Origin of the sequence: Hyphomonas sp. GM-8P (genome assembly GCF_003263315.1) — a bacterium.
Classification (GTDB): Bacteria; Pseudomonadota; Alphaproteobacteria; order Caulobacterales; family Hyphomonadaceae; genus Hyphomonas.
In genome coordinates this window covers 29,773-51,211 of record NZ_AWFE01000070.1, presented here as the reverse complement: position 1 = coordinate 51,211, position 21,439 = coordinate 29,773, and the positions used below count along the sequence as shown (strand labels likewise).

The 21,439-nt window shown below is 57.8% G+C and carries 25 protein-coding genes; 4 read left to right on the top strand and 21 right to left on the bottom strand.

Annotated features, from left to right (window positions below; genetic code table 11):
* Nucleotides 1–2,284, top strand: a 2,284-nt coding sequence (locus HY26_RS19010; protein ID WP_158531465.1) for a hypothetical protein, incomplete at its 5' end; no start/stop codon positions are given.
* A gap of 229 nt (nt 2,285–2,513) precedes the next feature.
* On the opposite strand, the gene HY26_RS10040 is transcribed toward HY26_RS19010, so the two are convergent.
* The 8 genes from HY26_RS10040 to HY26_RS10005 form a co-directional block, all read right to left on the bottom strand.
* On the bottom strand, nt 2,514–2,849 hold the full coding sequence (locus HY26_RS10040; protein ID WP_034762152.1) for a hypothetical protein: 336 nt from the start codon (nt 2,847–2,849) through the stop codon (nt 2,514–2,516).
* A gap of 3 nt (nt 2,850–2,852) precedes the next feature.
* Nucleotides 2,853–3,929 (bottom strand): flagellar biosynthesis protein FlhB, encoded by a 1,077-nt coding sequence (locus tag HY26_RS10035; RefSeq protein WP_034762149.1) that lies wholly within the window; start codon nt 3,927–3,929, stop codon nt 2,853–2,855.
* An 8-nt stretch (nt 3,930–3,937) separates the two neighbouring features.
* Nucleotides 3,938–4,693, bottom strand: coding sequence for a flagellar biosynthetic protein FliR (locus tag HY26_RS10030; RefSeq protein ID WP_081812939.1), 756 nt, complete (start codon nt 4,691–4,693; stop codon nt 3,938–3,940).
* On the bottom strand, nt 4,693–6,711 hold the full coding sequence (locus HY26_RS10025) for a flagellar biosynthesis protein FlhA (RefSeq protein WP_051599620.1): 2,019 nt from the start codon (nt 6,709–6,711) through the stop codon (nt 4,693–4,695). The genes HY26_RS10030 and HY26_RS10025 overlap by 1 nt, the downstream gene beginning before the upstream one ends.
* 68 nt (nt 6,712–6,779) lie before the next feature.
* The gene (locus HY26_RS10020) at nt 6,780–7,043 is read right to left on the bottom strand and encodes a flagellar biosynthetic protein FliQ (protein WP_034762145.1); all 264 of its coding nucleotides are present in this window, start codon (nt 7,041–7,043) and stop codon (nt 6,780–6,782) included.
* 16 nt (nt 7,044–7,059) lie between these two features.
* Nucleotides 7,060–7,365, bottom strand: coding sequence for a flagellar hook-basal body complex protein FliE (locus HY26_RS10015; protein ID WP_034762141.1), 306 nt, complete (start codon nt 7,363–7,365; stop codon nt 7,060–7,062).
* Between the two features lie 23 nt (nt 7,366–7,388).
* Nucleotides 7,389–7,772: a flagellar basal body rod C-terminal domain-containing protein gene (locus tag HY26_RS10010; RefSeq protein WP_112073506.1), complete on the bottom strand. Its 384-nt coding sequence runs from the start codon at nt 7,770–7,772 to the stop codon at nt 7,389–7,391.
* A gap of 11 nt (nt 7,773–7,783) precedes the next feature.
* A complete protein-coding gene (locus tag HY26_RS10005; RefSeq protein WP_034762139.1) occupies nt 7,784–8,140 on the bottom strand; it encodes a flagellar biosynthesis protein FlgB in 357 nt (118 codons plus the stop codon).
* Nucleotides 8,141–8,234: 94 nt separating this feature from the next.
* Between HY26_RS10005 and HY26_RS10000 the strand changes: the two genes are divergently transcribed.
* Nucleotides 8,235–9,581, top strand: a complete 1,347-nt coding sequence (locus HY26_RS10000; protein ID WP_051599589.1) for a FliI/YscN family ATPase — start codon at nt 8,235–8,237, stop codon at nt 9,579–9,581.
* Here HY26_RS10000 and HY26_RS09995 read toward each other — a convergent pair.
* The 6 genes from HY26_RS09995 to HY26_RS09970 form a co-directional block, all read right to left on the bottom strand.
* A complete protein-coding gene (locus HY26_RS09995; RefSeq protein WP_034762137.1) occupies nt 9,565–10,395 on the bottom strand; it encodes a DUF1217 domain-containing protein in 831 nt (276 codons plus the stop codon). The genes HY26_RS10000 and HY26_RS09995 overlap by 17 nt on opposite strands.
* 4 nt (nt 10,396–10,399) lie before the next feature.
* Complete coding sequence (locus tag HY26_RS09990; protein ID WP_034762136.1) at nt 10,400–10,834, bottom strand: flagellar biosynthesis repressor FlbT; 435 nt, start codon at nt 10,832–10,834, stop codon at nt 10,400–10,402.
* Nucleotides 10,834–11,223 carry a flagellar biosynthesis regulator FlaF gene (gene flaF, locus HY26_RS09985; protein WP_034762134.1) on the bottom strand — a complete coding sequence of 130 codons (390 nt, stop codon included), beginning with the start codon at nt 11,221–11,223 and terminating at the stop codon, nt 10,834–10,836. The genes HY26_RS09990 and flaF overlap by 1 nt, the downstream gene beginning before the upstream one ends.
* A 69-nt stretch (nt 11,224–11,292) precedes the next feature.
* Nucleotides 11,293–12,540: a flagellin gene (locus tag HY26_RS09980; protein WP_034762617.1), complete on the bottom strand. Its 1,248-nt coding sequence runs from the start codon at nt 12,538–12,540 to the stop codon at nt 11,293–11,295.
* A 143-nt stretch (nt 12,541–12,683) separates the two neighbouring features.
* The gene (locus HY26_RS09975; protein ID WP_034762132.1) at nt 12,684–13,064 is read right to left on the bottom strand and encodes a hypothetical protein; all 381 of its coding nucleotides are present in this window, start codon (nt 13,062–13,064) and stop codon (nt 12,684–12,686) included.
* Entirely contained in the window at nt 13,061–13,381 is a 321-nt protein-coding gene (locus HY26_RS09970; RefSeq protein WP_034762129.1) for a hypothetical protein, read from the bottom strand. The genes HY26_RS09975 and HY26_RS09970 overlap by 4 nt, the downstream gene beginning before the upstream one ends.
* Nucleotides 13,382–13,502: 121 nt before the next feature.
* Between HY26_RS09970 and HY26_RS09965 the strand changes: the two genes are divergently transcribed.
* Nucleotides 13,503–14,891, top strand: a complete 1,389-nt coding sequence (locus HY26_RS09965) for a flagellar hook-length control protein FliK (RefSeq protein WP_034762126.1) — start codon at nt 13,503–13,505, stop codon at nt 14,889–14,891.
* Nucleotides 14,892–14,903: 12 nt separating this feature from the next.
* Entirely contained in the window at nt 14,904–15,533 is a 630-nt protein-coding gene (locus HY26_RS09960; RefSeq protein ID WP_034762124.1) for a flagellar hook assembly protein FlgD, read from the top strand.
* 31 nt (nt 15,534–15,564) lie between these two features.
* Here HY26_RS09960 and HY26_RS09955 read toward each other — a convergent pair whose 3' ends face one another.
* From HY26_RS09955 to motA, 7 genes are read right to left on the bottom strand one after another with little or no spacing between them, the layout of a single operon-like run.
* Nucleotides 15,565–16,137: a flagellar basal body-associated FliL family protein gene (locus HY26_RS09955; RefSeq protein WP_051599587.1), complete on the bottom strand. Its 573-nt coding sequence runs from the start codon at nt 16,135–16,137 to the stop codon at nt 15,565–15,567.
* Between the two features lie 15 nt (nt 16,138–16,152).
* Nucleotides 16,153–16,860 (bottom strand): flagellar basal body L-ring protein FlgH, encoded by a 708-nt coding sequence (locus HY26_RS09950; protein WP_233348597.1) that lies wholly within the window; start codon nt 16,858–16,860, stop codon nt 16,153–16,155.
* Entirely contained in the window at nt 16,857–17,231 is a 375-nt protein-coding gene (gene flgA, locus HY26_RS09945; protein WP_233348596.1) for a flagellar basal body P-ring formation chaperone FlgA, read from the bottom strand. The genes HY26_RS09950 and flgA overlap by 4 nt, the downstream gene beginning before the upstream one ends.
* 32 nt (nt 17,232–17,263) lie before the next feature.
* Entirely contained in the window at nt 17,264–18,049 is a 786-nt protein-coding gene (gene flgG, locus HY26_RS09940) for a flagellar basal-body rod protein FlgG (protein WP_034762114.1), read from the bottom strand.
* A gap of 34 nt (nt 18,050–18,083) precedes the next feature.
* Nucleotides 18,084–18,821: a flagellar hook-basal body complex protein gene (locus HY26_RS09935; RefSeq protein WP_034762112.1), complete on the bottom strand. Its 738-nt coding sequence runs from the start codon at nt 18,819–18,821 to the stop codon at nt 18,084–18,086.
* Complete coding sequence (locus HY26_RS09930; RefSeq protein WP_034762110.1) at nt 18,821–20,572, bottom strand: lipopolysaccharide assembly protein LapB; 1,752 nt, start codon at nt 20,570–20,572, stop codon at nt 18,821–18,823. The genes HY26_RS09935 and HY26_RS09930 overlap by 1 nt, the downstream gene beginning before the upstream one ends.
* Nucleotides 20,569–21,435, bottom strand: coding sequence for a flagellar motor stator protein MotA (motA, locus tag HY26_RS09925; RefSeq protein WP_112073505.1), 867 nt, complete (start codon nt 21,433–21,435; stop codon nt 20,569–20,571). Before motA ends, HY26_RS09930 begins: the two co-directional genes overlap by 4 nt.
* Between the last annotated feature and the right edge of the window lie 4 nt (nt 21,436–21,439).

Below are 21,439 nucleotides of genomic sequence, written 5' to 3'. Positions count from 1 at the left end.
AATACCGGACCACTTTTCGGGATGCAGACCAGACCGGCGCATCGCGAATCTGGTCGAGCGAACGCTCAAGGGAGCCAGCTCCGATCGATGGCTGTCTGTCTCACCTTACCTGCCGGATCTGGCTGAAGCCGCGCCCGAAACATTCCTGAAAGCCCTGGAAGGCAGCCTCCGCCTGTCCGACAGGCCGGTCGCTGCGCTGTTTACTGAGACGCGCGGCGGCGGCGTAACGATGGTGAATTACTTCTGGGCTTTGATGCATGCCTTTGAGCGCATTGCCTGGGCGCCGCATCGCTTGACGCGCGTTGCACTTGTTCTCGCAGAATTGTCCCGGATTCCCTATGACGGCAAGTTCGGCAGCGACGCCTATGCCACGCTGCTGCAGCTTTTTCGGGCCTGGCTGCCGCAGACGAATGCCCGGCTCGACCAGAGGATGGCCGCACTGGAGACGCTTGCGAAGCGCAGCCCCGACGAGGCATTCCGGGTGGCCGTGGATCTTTTGCATCGGCGTGACAGCGCTTCGCCTGCCGAGCGGCCGCATTGGCGCGATGATGACAGTGGCCGGGCGGATGTCACAGACGATGAGTACTTCGGTGCACTCCGCCATGCAGCCGATCTTATGATCCGGCTTGCCGAAGGCAATGCCGAACGCCTCGGGAAATGCCTGAATAAACTTGACCTGCTCGGACGAGATGAGCAGCACCGCATATATGCAGCAATTGAAACATTCATCGCCTCGGACCCATCCGTCGAAGAGCGGCAGACTCTCCGCGACTTGCTGAGGGGTTACGTGGAACATGCCAAATACGGCCCTCTCTCAGGTGCCGCGTTGAACGCTCACCTAAAGCGGATGATTGCCTACCATGACCGACTGGCTCCGGTAAAAGTGGAAGACCGAGACGCCTGGTTGTTCCAGCAGAACCGCCGCGCCGCACCGACGCTCGGACAAAAGGCAGATTGGCGGGCAAATGATGAGCAGATCACAAACTGGCAGGAAGCAACTGTACGAGAACTGCTGGGCCACGGCGGATTTGAGCGCCTTGCAGATTTTGCACTGTCCGTCGAAGAGCCGTGGCGAGTGGGAGAACTCGCCATCCGTCTGGCCACGCCGCCACCTGACATCCTGACTTGGATTGAAACAGCGGGCCCCGAATTTCAGTGGGGCGCAAAATCCACGCAGTTTCTTGCAGGTCTCATGAGGGTGGCATCTACACACAATGGGGACGCTGCCAGACTTGCGGTCTTCAAAACCCTACCGGATCGTACACCGCAAGATGCAGCGGCGATCCTCGCCTGTTTCCCGGTGACGCGCGAGACCTGGGATCTGGTAGAACAGCTTCCTGAGACATATGCAGCCGCATACTGGAAGGCCGCGCGTCCCGGGCACTTCATGGAGGGAGAAGAGGATCTTCTGTACGCGTTGACTTCGCTGCAAAGCGCAGGTCGTCCGCGAACCGCTCTTCTGCTGATCGAGCATGACTCTGGACGCGCACCGAGCCCCCTGATCGCCGATCTGCTTGAAGGCATCCTGCAAGGAGAAGAGCCTGAAGGACAAATGCCAGGCAGGCATGGGCTTCAGAACCTGTTCAAAGCGATGGAAGACGATGGTTCATTCGATCGCCTGCGGCTTGCGCAACTTGAGTTCGGCTATATCAAGGCTTTCGCTTACGGCGACATCAGACTTCTCGCGACCCTTCAACGCGAAGTCGCGAGTTCGCCTTCACTCTACGTTGATCTCGTGAGCGCTATATACAGCGCCGAAGGCGATGATCGCTCGAAACCACCGACTGACGCCGAGAAGGCCACTGCAAGCAATGCCTATCAAATATTGACCGGCCTCAGACGGATTCCGGGCTATCTTGATGATAGCTCCTTCGAGCCGGCGCAGTTTCAGAACTTTGCTGACACAGCCCTGGATCTCTCGGGGAAATGCGGGAGGTGGAATGCGTTCCTCTCCAAATTCGGCGAGCTTCTGGCCCACACTCCGGACGAATCCTCGAACTGGTTCCCACCGGCCGTCGCGGACTTCATCGAAGACACAGATGAAGATCGTCTATGGAGCGGTTTCAGTATCGGTGTGATGAACCTGTCTGGAGGCGTACGCTGGGTTAAAGGCGATGGCGTATTCTACGACGAAAAAGCAGATCGATTTGATGCACTTGCGACCGCCTGGTCGACCTCCCACCCAAAGCTCGCAGCCGCGTTTGCCGAAATCGCAAGCAGCCACAGGTCGCGAGCAAACCGCGAGCGCGTGGTCCATCGCGTGCGTCAGGAGTTAGGCGTGTGAGTCAGTGGTCAGTTAATGGACCAATCGCACCTTCTCTACATCTTGGAAGCGCATTGCGGTCGAATAGATATTCCACAGCATTTCACTGCACACGGAGCGCACACGAAGGCCCATAAGTATTTGATATTTATAATCTTTTACTCCAGTCCATCATGGGGGCCACGGAGAAACGATAGTCTAGCATGCGCGGACTTGTGGCGAGGCTGCCTTCAAAGATCAAGCATCCCGGTCAGGGCCTGCCGGACTCCCGGCGAAGGCGCTGTTCGGAATCGAATGCTCGTTTCAGCGCCTCCCGGGCCGCGACAAACTCGGCTTCCTTCTCGGCGATCTTTGCCCGGCAGGCCTGAATCGCGAAAGTCTGCCGCTGGGCATAGCCATGCTCATAGGACAGGATGTGCGACTCGATCCCCCCAGCTTCTCCATTGAGCGCTGCAAGGTCGGCTTCGAGGCGCTGAAGGTCTGTCTTGAGAGCGGTCAGCTCCTGCTGAACGCTCAGCAAATCCTGTTCGGCCCGCTGGCGTTTGAGCGCGACGAGCTTCTGAAGGGGTGGGCCTTTCTGCGCCATGCCCTACTCCATGTGCTTTTTCACGCGCTCGACGAAATTGATCGCGGCGGCCACGGCGGCGAAGTGTTCGGGACGGATCTCCTCATCCACCTCGACCAGGCTGTACATCGACCGCGCCGCCGGCGGATCGCGATAGATGGGTACATTATTCGCAGTCGCGACTTCGCGAATACGGGCGGCCAGATGGTCTACACCCTTCGCGACACACACCGGTGCCTTGCTGGAGTCCGGGTCCCATTTCAGGGCAACGGCATAGTGCTCCGGGTTCACCATGACGACGGTTGCGTCCTTCACATTGGTCAGCATCTGGCCGCGGGTGATTTTCTGCGCCTTCTGCCGGCGCTGCTGCTTCAGCTGCGGGTCGCCTTCAGACTGCTTCAGTTCCTTCTTCATCTCCTCACGCGTCATCTTCAACTGATTGGCGTGGAGACGGCGCTGGAGCGGCAAATCGATCGCCGCCAGCACGGCCTGGAACAGGAGGAACCAGAAAATCAGCTTCAGCACCTGTGCGAAAGTGAACTCAGCGAACTGGCCCTGCTGGATAGAGCTGGAGGCGTAATAGTCCTGCGCGAGTTGGACGAGGAAGACCACGGCAATCGTGGCTGCAAATGTCAGCTTCACCGTATCTTTCAAGAAGTCGAGGAGGCCCTTTGCGCCATACTTCTTCTTGAGGTTCTCGATCGGCGACAGCTTTTTAGGATCAGCCTGCACCTTCTTGGCCGAAAAGGAGATGGAACGCTGGGCAACGAGCGCCAGCATGACAATCGCGCCGAGGATCAGCAGGACCGGGGCGAACTTGATCAACGTGGTCGAGAGCCAGCTGCGTGTCTCCGCCCCGCCGGAATCGAAGATGTCCTCAGAGAAGGCATCAGCATGATACAACATGGACGAAAAGTCCTGGAACACCGAGCTGCCAATCGCCGTCTGGAGCACGACAGCCGCCACCATTGTGGCGACGATCAGCGCCAACGTGTTGGCTTCCTTGGACTGCGGAACATTACCTTCCTCGCGCGCCTGCTGGCGGCGCTGCTCGGTAGCCTCGAACTCCTTTTCGCCGCTGTCTGTATCCTGCTCCGCCATGGTCTACCTCACTGCCAGACCACGATATCAGGAATACGGCCTTCCCACACCACCAGCATGCCCATGATCGACAATGCCAGAAGGATAATGCCCGCACCGATCATCAGCGGGGCACCGACAAAGGCCACCATCAGCGAGGGCAGCGCCTTGTTGATGAAGCCGAGGCAAATATTGTACAACAGGTTCACTGCGACAAAGGGCCAGGCCAGCATGATGGCGAGCCCGAAGGCTGAGAGCAGCGCCTGAATCAGCATGTCCTGGTTCATCGCCTCCAGCGCGCCGATCGGCACATCCGTATAGAGACGCAGCAGGCTGGCAATCGCCTTGATGTGGAAGTCTGCGGAAAGCAACAGCGCCGCCCCGGCCATCGACAGCAGGTTGGCCGTCATGGTCTGCTGTTCATGCTCCAGCGCGATCCCCAGCAATTGCGACAGGCCGATGGATTGAGAGATCACGGTACCGGCAATGCTGAGCATCCAGATCGTCGCGCGCAACACAACGCCGAGCGAGAAGCCAATGGCCACTTCTGTCGCCAGCACACCCGCATAGGACGCGAAAGAGTCTGTGGGCGGCGGCGTGATAAATCCGGAGATGGAGAACATTGCCGAGAGGGCCAGCAGGATCATCACCCGCATCTGGAGCGGTACGGTCTGCTCACCAATGCCGGGCATGAAGAAGATAATGAAGCTCAGCCGGGCAACAATCACCATGACCAGCGCGATCCAGGCGGACAGCGCGTCGGGGACGGGTACGTCCCCCAGCATCAGACAACGCCGATAATATACGGCTTGGTCTTGGCGTTGATTTCCTCATAAGCCAGCACGGCATTGCGAATGCCCTTGCTGACGAGCACGGTCTGCAGGAAACGGCGCCGGCGTGATGTGGTTGCAACAGAGGCGATCACGCCTTTGCGCGCCGCTTCGTTCAGTTTCGTCTGGACCAGGTTCGTCAGCTCACCAAACAGTTCCGGCGGCAGCGCAATATCGCTGTTGCCGTTTTCATTGGTGATTTCGTACTGGGCAAACTTCTGTTCCCAGTTCGTGGAAAGCTGGACCAGCGGCAGGCGCCCCTGCTCATCCTGAAGGCGATCAACAATCTGGAAGGCAAGCCGCTGCCGCACCATTTCCACAGACCGCTGAATATTGGCCCCAGCTTGCTTGGCCTCTGCCAGTGTTTCGATGATGAGAAACAGGTTGCGGATTGATACGCGCTCTTCCAGCAGAAGACGGATGACCGACAGGAGCAGTTCCGGCGTGACTTTACCCGGAATATACTCGTCGAGGAATCGCCGATTCGAGGCAGCCCGGTCTGAATCGGACACTTTGGTCAGGGCATCCAGCGTGTCGAGCATCACCATGCGCGTGAAGATGAGCGAGAAGTTTGACTGGATGACTTCCAGCATGTGGGTCGCCAGAACTTCGATCGGCTCGACTGCCGGGATGCCAGAAGCAGCCAGTTCCTGCTTCTTGCCCGAGGCGAGCCAGCGCGCAGCAGCCTTGTAGACCGGCTCCTTGACCTTCTCGCCATCGAGATGCGGCAGCTGGTCGTCTTCGAGCAGCGCAAGGACTGAGCCCGGCCGCAGGAAGCCGGAATCGATCCGCACACCCTGAATGCGGATACGGTATTCATTCTTCTTCAGGATCGGATTGTCCGTCATCCGGATCGGCGGAAGGACGAACCCGTACTCCTCCGCGATGTACCTTCGGATCTTCTGGATACGGCTTTCGAACCCGTTATCTCCAAGCAGGACAAGGTTCACGAGGTCTGGCGCGACTTCGAGGTGGATCTCGTCCGAATGGATGGAGTCGCCAAACTTGACCGGTTCCGGAACTTCTTCCTCAAGCGCCAGCTCCTTGTCGGCTTCAGCTTTCTGATGCTGCTGGTGGATGAACCAGGCAGCCGTCGCAAAACCGACTGCGGCCACCATGAACGGGAGGAATGGCAGGCCCGGGAAAAGGGCAAACACGCCGAGAATGCCTGCGACGATGAACAGCGCAGTTGCGTTGGCACCCAGTTGGGCCACCAGTGCGAGGTCGATTGCTCCGTCTTCCCTGCCCTTCGACAGCAGGAGCGCGGCAGCGACGGACACGATCACGGCCGGGATCTGGGAGACGAGACCGTCACCAACTGTCAGGATCGAATAATTGCTCAGCGCTTCGGAGAAGCTGAGGTGATGCACCGTCAGGCCGATACCGATTCCTGCCAGCAGGTTCAGCGCGGTGATCAGCAGGCCCGCGATCGCATCACCCTTCACGAATTTCGACGCACCGTCGAGGGAGCCGAGGAAGGCGGCTTCTTCCTGTTCCTTCTGGCGGCGCTTCTTGGCTTCTTCGTGAGAAATTGCGCCGACCGCGAGGTCGGAGTCGATGGCGAGCTGCTTGCCCGGCATGGCGTCGAGAGCAAAGCGGGCCCCAACTTCCGCCATGCGTCCCGCACCCTTTGTGATCACCATGAAGTTCACGATCACCAGAACGCCAAACACGACGAGTCCGACGAAAAGGTTGCCGCCCATGATGAACATGGCGAAACCCTGGATCACGCCGCCCGCAGCGTCCGTACCCGTATGACCATCGCCGATGATCAGCTTGGTCGACGATACGTTCAAGGCGAGGCGCAGGATCAGAGACGCGAGCAGCACGCTCGGAAAGGACGAGAAATCCAGCGGCTTCTCGATGAAGATCGACGTAGTGAAGATCAGAATCGCAAAGGCAAACGAACAGGTCAAACCAATGTCCATGACCCAGGCCGGAACCGGCAGGATCATGACCAGGATGACCATCATCAAACCGATCGCCAGAAGCGCGGTTGGGTTAGAAAGCCCGAAAAGTTTCTGAGTTTCCACGGCGAGGCCTATTCTGAAATGAGCGGCAGGACGTAATTATTGAAAAGGTCGAGAGCGATACGGGTCATGTAGCCAAGCGACAGGAAGAACACGACGACAACGGCGAAGATCTTCGGGATGAAGGTCAGCGTCATCTCCTGGATAGAGGTGAGTGCCTGCAGGAGGCCAATGACGAAGCCCAGGATGAGCGTTGTAATCAGGATCGGCATAGCCATCATGGCCGCGCCCCAGATATGCGCTCTCAGAACCTCGAAGATTTCTGCCTCAGACATGCCGTACCCTCCGGCCTCAGACCGGCATCCGCAGCAGTTCCTGATAAGCTTCGACGACCTTGTCGCGGATCGTCACCGCGGCATCGAGCATCATCTCGGCATTCGCGAGCGCAGCGACCATGGCATGTGGATCAGCGCCGGACACGGCCGTGTCCATGGCCGAACCTTCCGCTTGCTGAAGGGCCGCCCTGAAGTCTGAAATTCCTTCGGCAACAACATTCTTGTCATCACCCGTCTTCGCGGCGGCCCCAGCAGAACCGGCGGCATCTGCAGGCCGCGTGGTATTAAGCGCCGTATAGGCGTTGAACCCCACTATCGACATGACCCATCTCCCCTCTTACCGCGTCAGCGGCGTAGAACATCCAGTAACGACTGATACATTGTGCGGGCCTGCTGAAACGAATTCAGGTTGGCCTCGTAAGTGCGGTTGGCATCGCGCAGGTCCGCCATTTCCGTGATCAGGGAAACGTTGGACATGGTGACGTAACCGTCTTCATCGGACATGGGATGGGACGGGTCATACTCCCTCTGACCCGGTGTCTCATCCAGCATGACCTTGGTTGCCGCAAAATCAGCGCCCTTGCCGGGCAGTGCTTCCTGCAGCAGCAGCTTGCGGCGGTATCCCGGTGTGTCGACGTTCGAGATATTCTCAGATGCGAGCGTGACACGCTGCTGCTCCAGCGACATGCCGGAGACCGCCTGCATCATGATTTGCTTGAGCGGGTTCAATCAGACCTCCCTCAATACTTGCCGAGCGCGGTGCGAAGCAGGTCTAGCGATTTGGAATAAACCGTCATGGCCTGCTCGTGCTGCCCGGCCGCCTCGGCAGATTTGAACATTTCCATTTCGATGCTGACCGAGTTGCCACTCGGCGAGACAGGTCCATCCGACTCGACCACCTTGAAAGAGGTGTTCAGCCCTGTGTGTGATGCGCTGTTGGCAGCACGTGCGAGGTAGGACTCGAAAGACTCGAGTTGCTTGGCCTTGTAACCAGGCTCATCGGCATGCGCGATATTGGTCGCGCTGACCTTCTGGCTCTCCGCGGCGTAACGGGCCATCGCGCCGTAGATTTCGAAAAGCGGAAGCTGGGAAATCATGACAGACTCGTCTTGGTTAACTCGTTAACAAGACTTCAGGCGATAAGTTGAAGAAAGGGTTAACCGATCGACCCGTTTTGTTAGGATTTACACCATGCCGATGGGTGCCGCCTCGCCCTCGTTCACACTTTACAGCCTCTGGGGCACCATCACTGAGGTCGCCCCCGGCATGGTCAAGATCGCGGGGATCAGCGAACTGGCCGGTGTCGGCAATGAAATCATCATCGAAAAACAGGACACAAGCATTCTCGGGGAAATCCTGTCCATTTCCGGCGATTGCGTCACCGCGCTCCTTTATTCCCCCTGCGACGCGATCCGGATCGGAGATGCTGTCCAGATCCAACAAGAACCACGCATCGAACCTGGCGATCACTGGCTGGGGCAGATTATCAACTATCGCGGGGACATCACCGGCGCCACATCACCGGCCGTACCCATGCGGGCCACGAATCGCCGGCTGAACACCGCACCCCTGCCCGCTCATGCCCGCCGTGGCATCGGCAGCCGTGTTGCGACCGGCTGGATGGTGACCGACACGTTGCTGCCGATCTGCCAGGGCCAGCGGCTTGGCCTGTTCGCAGGCTCCGGCGTCGGCAAGTCCACTTTTCTTGGCTCACTCGCCGCCGGACTGGAAGCTGACCGGGTCGTCATCGCCCTGATCGGTGAACGCTCACGCGAAGTAAACGAGTTTGTCCGCAACACCCTGCCGCAATCCATTATGTCCAAGACGGTCGTTGTCGCCGCAACTGCGAGCGAACCGCCAGGCGCCAAGAAGCGCGCGGCTTACTGCGCCATTACGGCCGCCGAACATTTCCGGGATGAAGGGCACAACGTCCTCTTCCTGTTCGACTCGATCACACGCTTTGCCGAGGCGCACCGCGAAACGGCCCTCATGGCGGGTGAAACTCCGGCCCTGAATGCTTTCCCACCCTCGACGGTCAGGGTTATTTCGGAACTCGCTGAACGGGCTGGCCCCGGCCTTGGCAACAAAGGTGACATCACAGCTATTTACTCCGTCCTCGTCGCCGGATCTGACATGGAAGAACCCGTCGCCGACATGATCCGCGGGATCCTGGACGGTCACTTCATCCTGTCCCGCCAGATTGCTGAGCGGCAGCGCTACCCGGCCATTGACGTGTTGCGATCCGTGTCTCGGGCCCTGCCCCACGCTGCCACCGATGACGAGAACGCCCTCATCCGCCGGTGCCGGCGGACACTGGCGCTCTACGAAGAACTTGAACCCATGCTGCGAGCGAACCTCTATGAGTTCGGCAAAGACATGGACAGCGACAACGCCATCGCACTTTTCCCGTTGCTGGACGCATTCATGGGTACAAAAAGCCCGGACGGAATTGCTTCGGCATTTGAAAAATTGCTGATCATCCTCGGCCCGGATGACAAAATGCCCCCGGCAGAAAACACGCCTACGACAGAAGGCTGAGGAACAGGTTCTGACTCGCCTGGCTGCCCACACCATTGCCGAGCAGGGTCAGCGCCGCCGATGCGGACGAATAGGAAGCCGATCCGTTTTCGATTGACTCCATAGCCAGATACCGATGGATCATCTTCTCGGTCATTTCTGGTGAACTCAGCTCAGACATATCGCTGATTCCGAGCACGGATTTAATCTGTTCCTTGAACACCTCTGCCTGCCGGTCGAGATCGAGACTGCTGATCCCATCCGGGAGATTGAAGGCGGTCTGCATCACGGTACGAACCGGCACATCTCCGAGGATCCGGTAAAGAATGGCCTTATCGCTAGAGTCAGTTCCGACCATTCCTGCAATCTCGGACTGGTAGTTAAGCGCCAGGCGCATCGAGTCGTCGACATCGCCGACCGCGGTACGGAACGACTGCGCCTCGAAATTGACTGCTATCTTCGCCCGCTCTCCCGAAGACATTATGATCTTGCCGTCAATCGGGGACAGTGCCTCAGCGAACTTGGTGTATTTGGTGTTGTTCAGGCGGGCCAGGAATGTGCTTTCTGGGTCTCCGACCTCTTCCAGCGCCTTTCGGATAAATCCGCCCTTCCACTCCTCACCGCCCAGACCGAACGCCGTCATGGTCACGCGCAGCAAGCGCCTGTCCGCCATGAAATCGTCGACGGTCATTGTCTGGGACAGCTTGTCCAGCATGTAGTCCCGGTCATTCCGGATCTGCGGAGAATCACTGAAGGATTCCAGCTGGCGCGAATATGTCGCCTGCAGGAATTTCCATCCACCTATACCGGAGAGCGGAATGGCAGGCTGGAACATTGGGTCAGGCGACCTTTGCCTGAAGCAAAGGCTCGGCACTCCGACCAGACAGAGCCAGAAGTTCTGCTTCAATCGGCATGATCTGACGCAGATGGCACATAGCTGAGTAATAGTTTCCCCGGCTGATCATGGACCGGAGCACGGGAATGAGTTCAGGATCGATGTGATCGAACACATCTTCAAGGCGGGCGCATTCGGCATCAATCGCCGGAACCGTCGTGTCTTCCTTGAGATCCCCTGTCACCAGGAGCTGAATAGCATAATAGACCTGCTTGACCGGCGTATCGACTTCCGTCGGATGCATGGCATCCCGGCAACGTAGGACACGGGCATCCCCTTCGACGACTCGAATACGGGCAGGTTTGTCGCCATTTTCAAGGGTTGCACCATTGATGATGAACCGCTCACCAGGCGCGACTTTGAAGACAAGTCCCGACATTAGGCACCCTCCCCGGCTGCATCTCCGGCGATTGCACCCCCAAGACCGTTCATGATGGTCTGGTTGACTTCGATCAGGTCAGCGATCTCACCTTCACCGGCCATGATTTTCATGCTGGTCTGGCGAACAAATTCTGCGAGATAGAGAAGGCTCCGCTTCATCTCGTCCGGCAGCGCATTGCCAGGGTGAAGCAGATCGATTGCAATCGTGGTCCACAATTGCTGGTTCCGGTGAATGGCGTCTGCCCATTCGGACGGCTGAACATCTTCCGTCTCAGAAACCTGTTTGAGCGCGTCCGTGATCTGACGGAACAACGCGAATTCAATTTCTTTCTCCCCAGCGGTGCGTTGCTTGACCTCCCCATAAGCCTTGAAAGCCAGTGATTGCAAAGCACCCTCCCCGGGTTTGTAGAAGAGACAGCCCGGGAACCGCCATTGGTCCCCGGGCTATCCATCTTATTAGCGGAACAGCGACAGAAGTGTCTGCGGTGCCTGGTTAGCGATGGACAGCGACTGCACGCCCAGCTGTTGCTGAACCTGAAGCGCCTGAAGCTTGGCCGAAGCAGCTTCCATATCTGCGTCCACGAGGCCACCGATGCCGGAAGTCATGGAGTCGATCAGGGAGCTGACGAAGTCAGTCTGGTTTTCGATACGGGTCTGAGAAGAACCGAAACCGGCTGCGGCGTCGATGGACGTCTGGAGCAGCGATTCGATCGAGGTCAGGGCAGCCGTTGCACCAGCATCCGTGGTCACGTCGATAGAAGAGACGTTTCCGAGGCCACCGGCGCTCGTACCAGCCGTACCGCCCGTTGCCGAAGCAGCAGTCACCGAAAGGTTTGCGCCCGAGCTGTTGGTGATGGAGATCACGTCATCGGAACGCGAAACCGAATAGTTGGTCTCGCCGGTCGCAGCGAAGAACGTGCTGATCTGGTTGGCCAGGTTGGCAGCAACAGAGTTCACACTGTCATCCGTGCCAGCAACGTATTCGAAAGTGCGCTGACCAAGGCTGTTGGTTGTCGCCGAATCGTCGAGAACGATGCGGTAGGAGTTACCATCTGCGACTGCAGCGATCGTGATATTCTGCGTTGCGGCGTCAGCCACGGTCGCAGCCGTACCGGCGTTCGTGCCACCGTTGTTGATGATCGAAGTATCGGTAACAGCCGTTCCGCCAAAGGTCGCGCCCGTTGCAGTGTTGCTGATCGAAAGGTCATGCCGCGCAACGTCGATGAACGCAGCCGTGACAGTGCCGGACGAGCTACGGTCGAGCGACGACAGGATCTGCATGTCGGCAGAGGAAGAACCGTCAACCAGGTTCAGACCGTTGAACTGAGCAGCGCCCACAACCGAAGCGATGTTTTCGCGGATCTCACCGATTTCGGTCTGGATCTTGGTGCGGTCAACGTTTGCGCCCTGAGCCGTAACGATCAGCTCTTTCATGTCCTGCAGAAGCTCGGTGACTTTCTCGGAAGCAACGCGAGCAACACCAACCGTCGAAGAACCGAGGTTCAGAGAGTCGGAGATTTGCTTGAAGCTTTCGACGTCGGTCGACATGACGGTCGAGATCGCCCAAATAGCGGCGTTGTCTTTGGCACTTGAGACGGATTTACCCGTCGAAATCTGGTTTTGAACCGATGCGAGGTCTTTGTTGATGTTGCGCAGCGTGTCAAGCGCAACCATTGCGCTATTATTAGTCAGAATACTGGACATATTATACCCATCCCTAAGGAACGAGGCCAGCGAACGGATCGCGGCCTGATTAATTTGCGTGTCGTCCTGACTGCGGAAATCCGCCAACCCCTCCAGGTTTCATGAATTGGATACAATCGGAGAGTGTACAAGCAGTTAACCAGTCAGGCCTTTTTGAGGAATTGTCCGGTCACTTCCGTAAACGCCACCTGGCTACCTGTTTGCGTATAGGAGCCGACATAAGCGTTCGCATGCTGAGACTCCATCCGTCCAATGGCGCGCCGCAAACCATTCTGGATCGCCTCGAAGTGGACAGCGTTCTCTTTCGCCAAAGACACGATCTTCACCATGTCGTTCTGAAAGGCACGAGGTGCAGAGCCGGGCTCGAGAGAACCGAACGCCGTTTCCAGTGCGTCCATGGCCGACAGTTTTGCCTCCGCCAGAGCAAGGGTTTCACGCGCGCGCCCTGCAAGAAGGTATTGCTGCTCCAGGGCCAGTGTTTCTTTCAGGCCGTCAATTTCGCTCTGGATCGAAGGCTGACTCATTCTGCTGCATCCTGTTGTAGTGATTGGCTAGCCGCCACAGTGCGATCCACGGCCTCCCCCAGTCCCATGGGATGAGACTCGGCAAGGTCTGAGGCGATAGATTCGATCAAATATCTGGAGAACGTCTCGGCGGCCTGACCGCCATCCTGAGCAAACGCCTTGTCCAGCCCGGCATAGGACAACATTTCGGTCCACAGCATCTGCTCGAACTTCTTTCCCAGTTCGGACGCTTCAGATGTCCCCTGCCCCGCCGCAGCACGTTCCGAAGTGTCCGGAACCGTCACATTGTATGCCTGGAATGAGACAGGCTGGGGCATCTGATCCTCCGGGTCCGGATTGCTGCAGAATTAATTGCCGCAAACCTATTTTCGTTAACGCTGTTTTCATGTCCTTTCGTTGTAACTTGGTTAACATTGGGACGGGGAATCGTAACCCATCATGACATTTTTGATTGAACCGGGCCTGGCGGCCTCGCAAGCAAATTCCAGTTTCGAGCGCGCGGAGCCCAAACCGTCCCAGACCGGATCTGGAGACGCCTTCGCCCATTCTCTTCAAGCGGATCGCAGCGCGACCGAAGAGAGTGCCGACACCTCGGCATCCGCCAAAGACAAAAAGCCGGATTCAGAGCACCCCCAATCCACGCTCTCTCTTCTGCAGGGCGATGACAGTGATGTCGCGCTGAAGGATGACGTCCTGACCGAAACAGACGATCCGGACGCTTCTGGTGACGCGGCAATTGTACCGAACAATGCCGAGGAAGTTCTCGCTCAAGAAAGCGAGCCCGAACTGGAACCAGCCGAAGCGCCTGAAGAAACCATGGATGGTAAGGAAGTATTTCTGGCGAACGTAGTACCGGCTCCCAGTGATGCCGCTCAGGCAATCGTTGAAACTGAATCTGCGGAAAACGTGAAATCTGATTCTGATGCCGTTCCACAAGAACTCGCGAACGCACAATCACAGGATTCGCCGCCGCCTTCCGATGTTCAGGCCATGACCGTGCAGGCGGCCAGTTCAGGAGAAGCCAGACAGAATATAATTGGCGCTTCAAACGATGATGCTCGCCTGGATTCCACGGTCCAGGTGAAAGGCTCGGCTGAGCCCGCGACGGAGACCTTGCCCCAACAATCGGTGGCAGCATCAGAAAGCAAAAAGGGCATGGTCCCTGCGGACGAGCCTGCGAGCGGAAAAGCAAGTGACGCGTTCCAGGCTGAGCTTTCGGAAGTCTCATCGGAGGCGGGTACAGATACCGGAAAGACAGGCACCCTCACGCAAACGGCTCATACCCCCGATAGTAATGGCCAGCTGGCCGCAGCCAGCTTTGGTGCGTCACCTGTTTCTCAACCGGCCGTCCAGCCGGCACAGTCTCAGATCCAGATGACGACTGCCAACGCGATTGTGACGGCGAGCCCGGCCGAGACGGTAAAGATCATCACGGATACCGTTTCGTCACCAAACGACCCACCGGACCGGATTACGGTACAACTCGATCCGCCAGAACTTGGCCGCGTGTCCATTGATTTCAAATTCGACGCACATGGCATTCAGCATATCACGGTGACCGGCGATTCCCCGGAGGCTCTGAGGCAACTTCGCCTTATGCACTTCGAACTCACGCAAGCGCTGGAGCGGAACGGGCTATCAAGTGAGAACATGACGTTCCAACAGCACCAGTCCGGTCAGCAACAATCCCATACGCCTGCAGACGGGCGTTTGTTGGGCGATAGCGACCCTGTCGCCGAACCAGCCATTCTCACCGCTGCAAATATCACCGCAGACTCGATCCGCCCTGCCCGAACGGCAAGTGGCGGTCTCGACATCAGACTGTAAGGATTCCCCCCCATGTCCGACGTATCTGGCGCAACGACCCAAACAATCGGCAGTGAGTTCAATGCCTTTATCAAGCTGCTGACAGCTCAGATCCGGAATCAGGATCCACTATCACCAATGGACTCGACACAGTTTGTCGATCAGCTGGCAACTTTCTCGACCCTGGAGCAGCAGGTCGCCTCGAACACCCATCTGGAAAGCATCGCCGGCATGATTGGCGGACTGCACTCCAGCATTCTTGCCGGCCAATGGCTCGGTGAAACAGTCGCGGTGGATACGTCCTGGGCCCCCTATGCTGGCGAGGGTGTGGACTTTGTCGTCGACATACCTGAGTCGACGGACGAAACCGTCCTGAAGGTAAGGGATTCAAACGGTAATGAAATCTGGTCGAAAACGCTGGCCCCTGAAGCCGGCCGGTATACCTGGAATGGCGAAACTTCCACCGGAGACCAGCTCGCCGAAGACGGCGTCTACCAGTTGGAAATCCAGATGTACAAGGATGGTGAACTTCAGCGCACGACCTCACCCCGCCTGATCGGCACGGTGACCGGCGTCACAGCCGATGAGAACGGGACCATGCTGCTGGAAACATCTCTGAACCTGACGACGGAAATGGCGAACGTCGAGAAATACAATCGGTAAGAGCGCGCTACGCCCCTACCTCTTCACATGGTCAGAGGTCTTGCTGGGCAATATCCACGATGAGAACATTCTGGATCCCTGCCGGCACAACTTTTTGCAAATTCAGCAAGACCATGGCCCGCAGGGTTTCATAGCTTTCGACATCCGTGAGATTCTCGAACGTCCGCCCATCATTGCTGAGCTCGATCAGCGTGGTCATGATGTTGTCCCGGATCTTCGGTTCCATTGAGAACAGTTTCTGGGAAACGCTGGAATCTGCTTCCAGATTGATGTTCAGAATCACGAGGCTCTCAACCTTGCGATCATGCATGATCGGGACAATGAATTCGCGGGTGAATTTGAAGTAGACAACGTCCCCGGTTGCCGCCCCACCATCATGGCCACCGCCGCCATGACCGGAAGACGCCTTTTTGGCCCCGTGGGAGTCTTTCTTTTTCTCGTCGCCATGGCTGTCTTTTGCGCCATGGGAGTCTGCCGGCTTGTCTGCTGACTCGTGTGCGCTCGTACCCGCCGCCGCCGTCAGACCCGTCTTTACGAAATGGCCGGTAATGCCGCCAATAAGAATACAAACAACTGCAACGACCGCAGAAATGACATGCTTCATGCCGGTCTCCCACCCCTAGAATGGCAGCACCTTGTCCAGAAGCTTCGGCACCGCTTTGCGCCCGTTTGGACCGGTTGTGTCACCCTGATTGACATAGGAAAGCTGGGCATCGGCGATCTTGTCATACGTTACAGTGTTGGTCCGGGTAATGTCCTGGGCGCGAATGACGCCTGAGACGCTCAGATAGCGGATCTCGTTACTGACCCGTGTCTGCTGATACCCCTGAATGATTAAGTTCCCGTTCGGCTCAACCCCGACAACACGCGCGGCGAGTGTAAACGTGACCTGTTCGGCCCGATTCACCGCGCCGTTACCCGCCATATTCGAATTGCGCTGGAAATCGATCGCAGGCGACACGCTGGCCGACCCCGGCAGCGCATTGTTCAGCACATCCGGCAAGCCAAGCAGTGCATCGATGCTCATGTCTTCGCTGGATCCATGACTGCGGGACAGCGAACTTTTCAGATTGGCCTGATCATTCATTTCCACCACGACGGTCAGGAGGTCCCCGACAGCCTTGGCCCGTCGCATGCTGAGCAGCGCATTCGGCGACGTTGCCCAAAGGGACGGATTAGGCTCTGTGACCGCATCCATATCGACCCCTGCCCCGGCCCAGGGCCCGGCATAGAGCGGAACCGGCTCTGGGGTAGGATCAGAGAGAGGCGAGCTTGCGCAGGCTGTGGCAGCTGTCGCGAGAATTGCCGTTGAGATGAAGTTTTTCATTGTGCCAGCACCCATCCGCTTTCCTGAACGATGCCCTGCACCATTTGCTTCGATTGTTGATTCAACACGGTCACAGGGTCATTTATGCCCGCATCACCGAGGGCCCGACCGGAGGCCGTGATCTCCAGTCCGCCTTTGATATACTTGACTGAAACGACCTGATTGCGCCGCACCACCACAGGCGCCCGCGTATTTTCGAAAGTGATCGGCTTGCCAGTATAAACCGTGCGGAGCACTTCGCGACCGACCAGGGGATCGCCGGATGCATTCCCGCCATCTTCGGTAGTTGCGTTGTATGCAGTCACAGGATCGCCTGCGCGGATCACTTCCGCCGCCACGAGAGAAGATGACCCCGCAAAGGCGGTCATCATTGCAAGACTGAGAGCGAGAATGGACATGGCGATTATTTCACCCTCGTCGTCGCCGCGAGCATCTCGTCCGAGGCGGTGATCACTTTGGAATTCAGTTCGTATCCACGCTGGGCTTCGATCAGTTCTGAAATCTCTTTCACAACGTCAACCCCAGATCCTTCGAGGAAACCCTGCCGGATAAAGCCTGCGCCTTCCGTTCCCGGAACGAGCTGTGTTGGTGTGCCCGAAGCCTGCGTTTCGCGGAACAGATTGTCCCCCATGGCTTCCAGGCCTTTCTCGTTGACAAAGCGGACCAGTTGGATGTTTCCGATCGCCTGCCCTTCCGTGACGCCAGCGAAGTAAGCGACAACTTCACCATCCCTACTGATGGAAATCTTCTGGGCGTCATCCGGAATGATGATGCCGTCCGTCAGCGGGAAACCGTCCATGGTGACGATCTGTCCGTCCTGCCCGCGATTGAACTTGCCGTCTCGCGTGTAGGCAGATTCCCCGGAGGGAAGCGTGATCTCGAAATATCCCGAACCGTCGATGGCGAGATCCAGTTCTGCGTCCGTGGGGTTCAACGCCCCTTGGGTCAGTTCCATCGAGACCGTGGACGGACGAACCCCGGTGCCGATCTGGATCCCTGCTGGGACAAGCGTTCCGACCTGGGAGGTCGATGTGCCCGGCGTCAGATATTGCTGATAGACGAGATCGGAAAACTCGGCGGACCGCGGCCGGTAGGCTGCGGTACTCATGTTTGCGATATTGTTCGAGATGACGTCGACCCGCATTTGCTGTGCGGCCATCCCTGTCGCGGCGATTTGTAGAGATTTCACGTCCTGCTCCTTCTCTTACCTGCTGCTCTTCTTCTTATCCATTACGAATTGCACTGATGATCTGGCTAACGCGCTGATCCTCGCGCTCGAACAGGGCTTGCCCGGCTTCGTAGGCGCGCTGCACTTCGATCATGCGCGCGACCTCAAGGACAGGAGACACATTGGATTGCTCCAATGCACCCTGGACAATTTCATTGTTTTCCGCCGGTCTGTGACCGTCCGGCGCGGAGAAATAGGAGTTTGAGTCGCGCACCAGCGTGGCTTCCTCGTCGACGGTGACCACGCCAATCTGACCGACTTCTTGTGGCGGCAGGCCATCACCCGCGCTGATTGTCACGGTCCCATCTGCAGCAACGCGTATCTCGCTCGCATTTTGAGGAATATTGATGGGTGTCCCACCGGAACTCAGAACGGCGCTGCCGTTCATGTCAACCAGTTGACCATCCGTAGACAGTTGGAAATGGCCGGCCCGGGTCAGGCGTTGCCCCTGCTCCGTGTTGACCAGAAAGAAGCCATCGCCCTGGATCGCAAGATCCATTTCTCCGCCGGTGATCTTGAGCGCCCCTTGCGCCATTGCAAAACTGTGCCCGGCCAGGCCACCCATGGAGAGTGAGGATGACTGGGATCCTGTAGCAACAAGAAACTCTCCGAACAGGGCGCGGTCGGACTTATAACCAGTGGTGCTTGAGTTTGCGAGATTGTTCGCGACAACCTGCATTTCCTGCATCAATCCCTGCTGACGTCCGAGCATAGCGTAGATGGCGTTTGACATTAGTGCGCGCCTCCGGTGACTTGTTCTGAGGATGGATCCGGCTTGCCGAGGACAGACGCAACTTTGGACATCGCCAGCCTTGCCCGTGCCGGCTTCGACAAATCCCTGGCAGCCTGACGCATGGCGAACACTCTTTCTGAGCGCTGTTTTTGAACCGGGTCGGCTAAGTTCGCCGCCACATCGTAGATCGCATCAGAGACCAGCCAGCGATTGGACGCCGCATCCAGTTCTATGAGTGCCAGAACGGTTTCCGGCTCCAGGTCGATGCGCTGCTCATAAACACGCAAGGCCGCCGCATCTCCCTTCCGGATCGCACTTTCGGCAGCCAGAAGGTTCAGCGGGGCATTTTTCGGATAGGCCTGCGCCCAGTTCGCCACAGCGTCATAGTCCCCGCGCCGGAACTCGAGGTTCGCGAGCTCGGCAATCACGGCGTCATCCGCGTCTTCCCGCTTCATCAGAACGCGCGTCAGCGAGACAAGACCAAAGCGGACCGCCAGCGTGGCGCCTGATAGGTAAAGTGTTGTGCGTTCCGGGGCGACTTCGAGAATCCCCGGATCAGAAACCAGTGCGTTGATAGCCGCCAGATTACGCAGCCGATTGTCGCTGGCGAGATCGCGCTCCAATCCATTGACGAACTGGCGGCGGATTTCCGTCTGCGCTGCGTCGTTTTGCAAAGCCGGCATGCCGGCTAGTTCCATGATTGGCTGGTAATGCGAACTGCCACTCAATTCTTGCAATGCATATTGAAGGCTGGCTGCGAGCTCCCGGTCATTGCCGGTCTGACCGAATTTTTTCATCAGTTCGCCCAGCAGAATCTCTTCATGCACATCGCTCAGTGGCTTGTCGTGCCGCATAAGCACCGCCAGCGCCTGCTCCTGAAACAAAGGTTCACTCAGAAACGCTCTCACCGTCTTGTCTGCATCCGGACGGTTTTCACCGAGATCGATGATCGCTTTGACGAACTGCAGTTGGGATGCCTCACCGACCTGGTCCGGCGTAAAATCTGCGAGAAGCTTCACGGGCAGGATCCGCTCGCCGCGCTTATCCAGTTGCGGGACAACCATTGCGGTCAGATCAGCGCGCAGCCGGAAAGGCAATTTGCGGAAGCCGTTCAGGTTCTCATTGAAGGTTTGGACACCTTCGTCCTGATCGCTTGCCAACAGCGCTGCTCCAAGCCAGACGCCCGCTTCTTCGCGGCATTCCGACAGTTTGCGGAAATAGTCCACATCAGCCTCGGCCCGGTTCTCCATCAGGCTGGCGACTTTGCGGTACGCTGCCGCAACGGGCCCCGGAGTCGACTTCAGCACCATGCCCGCTTCAGAATAGAGCCCGAGCGCCAGATAGGCTTTGGCGAGCTGGATACCGTCCAGTCCTGCGGCGTCACCGGACATGCCGGAGGCGTTTTCCTGGAACGTGTAAATCTGCTGATACCGGTCAAACCGCACGAACTCGCCGAAATCCAGCGGGTATGGTCCGTCGCAATCAACCTCGACCGGAAAGGGCGCCGCCTGGCGCCGACGTACGCCGGCCGGCAGCACCTCTTCCAGTGCAGGCTCAACCTCCGTCTCCGCCTCCCCTTTCGGGGTCAACAGGCCCTCATCAATGGCGTCACGAACGAACTGGTCCAGTTCGCTGGTCAGCTGAGTTGGCTGCCCCTCCTCCACTCCGGATACGCCACCAGTGTCCTCAAACGCCAGGGAGACCGGCGCGAGACAGCTGCTGAGCAGAAGGAGAAGGCAAAGCCGCTTCATGCCGCCTTTTTCAGCTCCCGGATTGCCTGCTCGACATCATCAAACGTCGGGCGAACCCGCGCCGGCGCGTGACGGCGAGCCACCTCTACCGAAATGTTGACCGGATTGTGATGGAGGTTGGACACGAGAAGTCCGCCAATCGTGGCATAGAAGAAATGCTCTTCTGTGCGGTTGTGCTTCACCTTGTTGGCGAACGGCCCGACGATCCCGTAGGCAAGGAAAACGCCGAGGAACGTCCCGACAAGCGCACCGCCAATCATACCGCCGAGAATTTCCGGCGGCTTGTCGATGGCGGCCATTGTCTTGATCACACCAAGAACAGCCGCAACGATCCCGAGTGCTGGCAGCGCATCTGCCATGTTCTGCAGCGCGTGGGCGCCGTGCAGACTGTCCTCCTGCAGGCCTTCTAGCTGAGCTTCCAGCAATTCCTCGACCTGATGAACATTATCGAAGTTCATGATCATGGAACGGATCGTATCGCAGATCATCTCGACGGCTGAGTGGTCCTTCAGGATCTTCGGGTACTTCGCAAAAATCTCGGACTCATTCGGCGCCTCAATGTGCGGTTCGATATCGACCGGATTCTGCTTGAGCACGTTCAGCAGCTCATGCATCAGGCAAAGAAGGTCCTGATAATCCTGCTTTTTCCACTTCGGTCCTTTGAAAACCGACACAATGTCACCGACCGTATGTTTGATCGTTGTCAGATCGTTGCCGGCCAGAAACGCCCCGAGCGCCGCACCGCCGATCATCATGCCTTCGAACGGAAGGGCATGTGTGATGATTTCCATCTTGCCGCCGGCCAGAAGGTAGCCGCCAAACACCATGGCAACCGTCACCAACATTCCTATAACTGCATTCACTGCT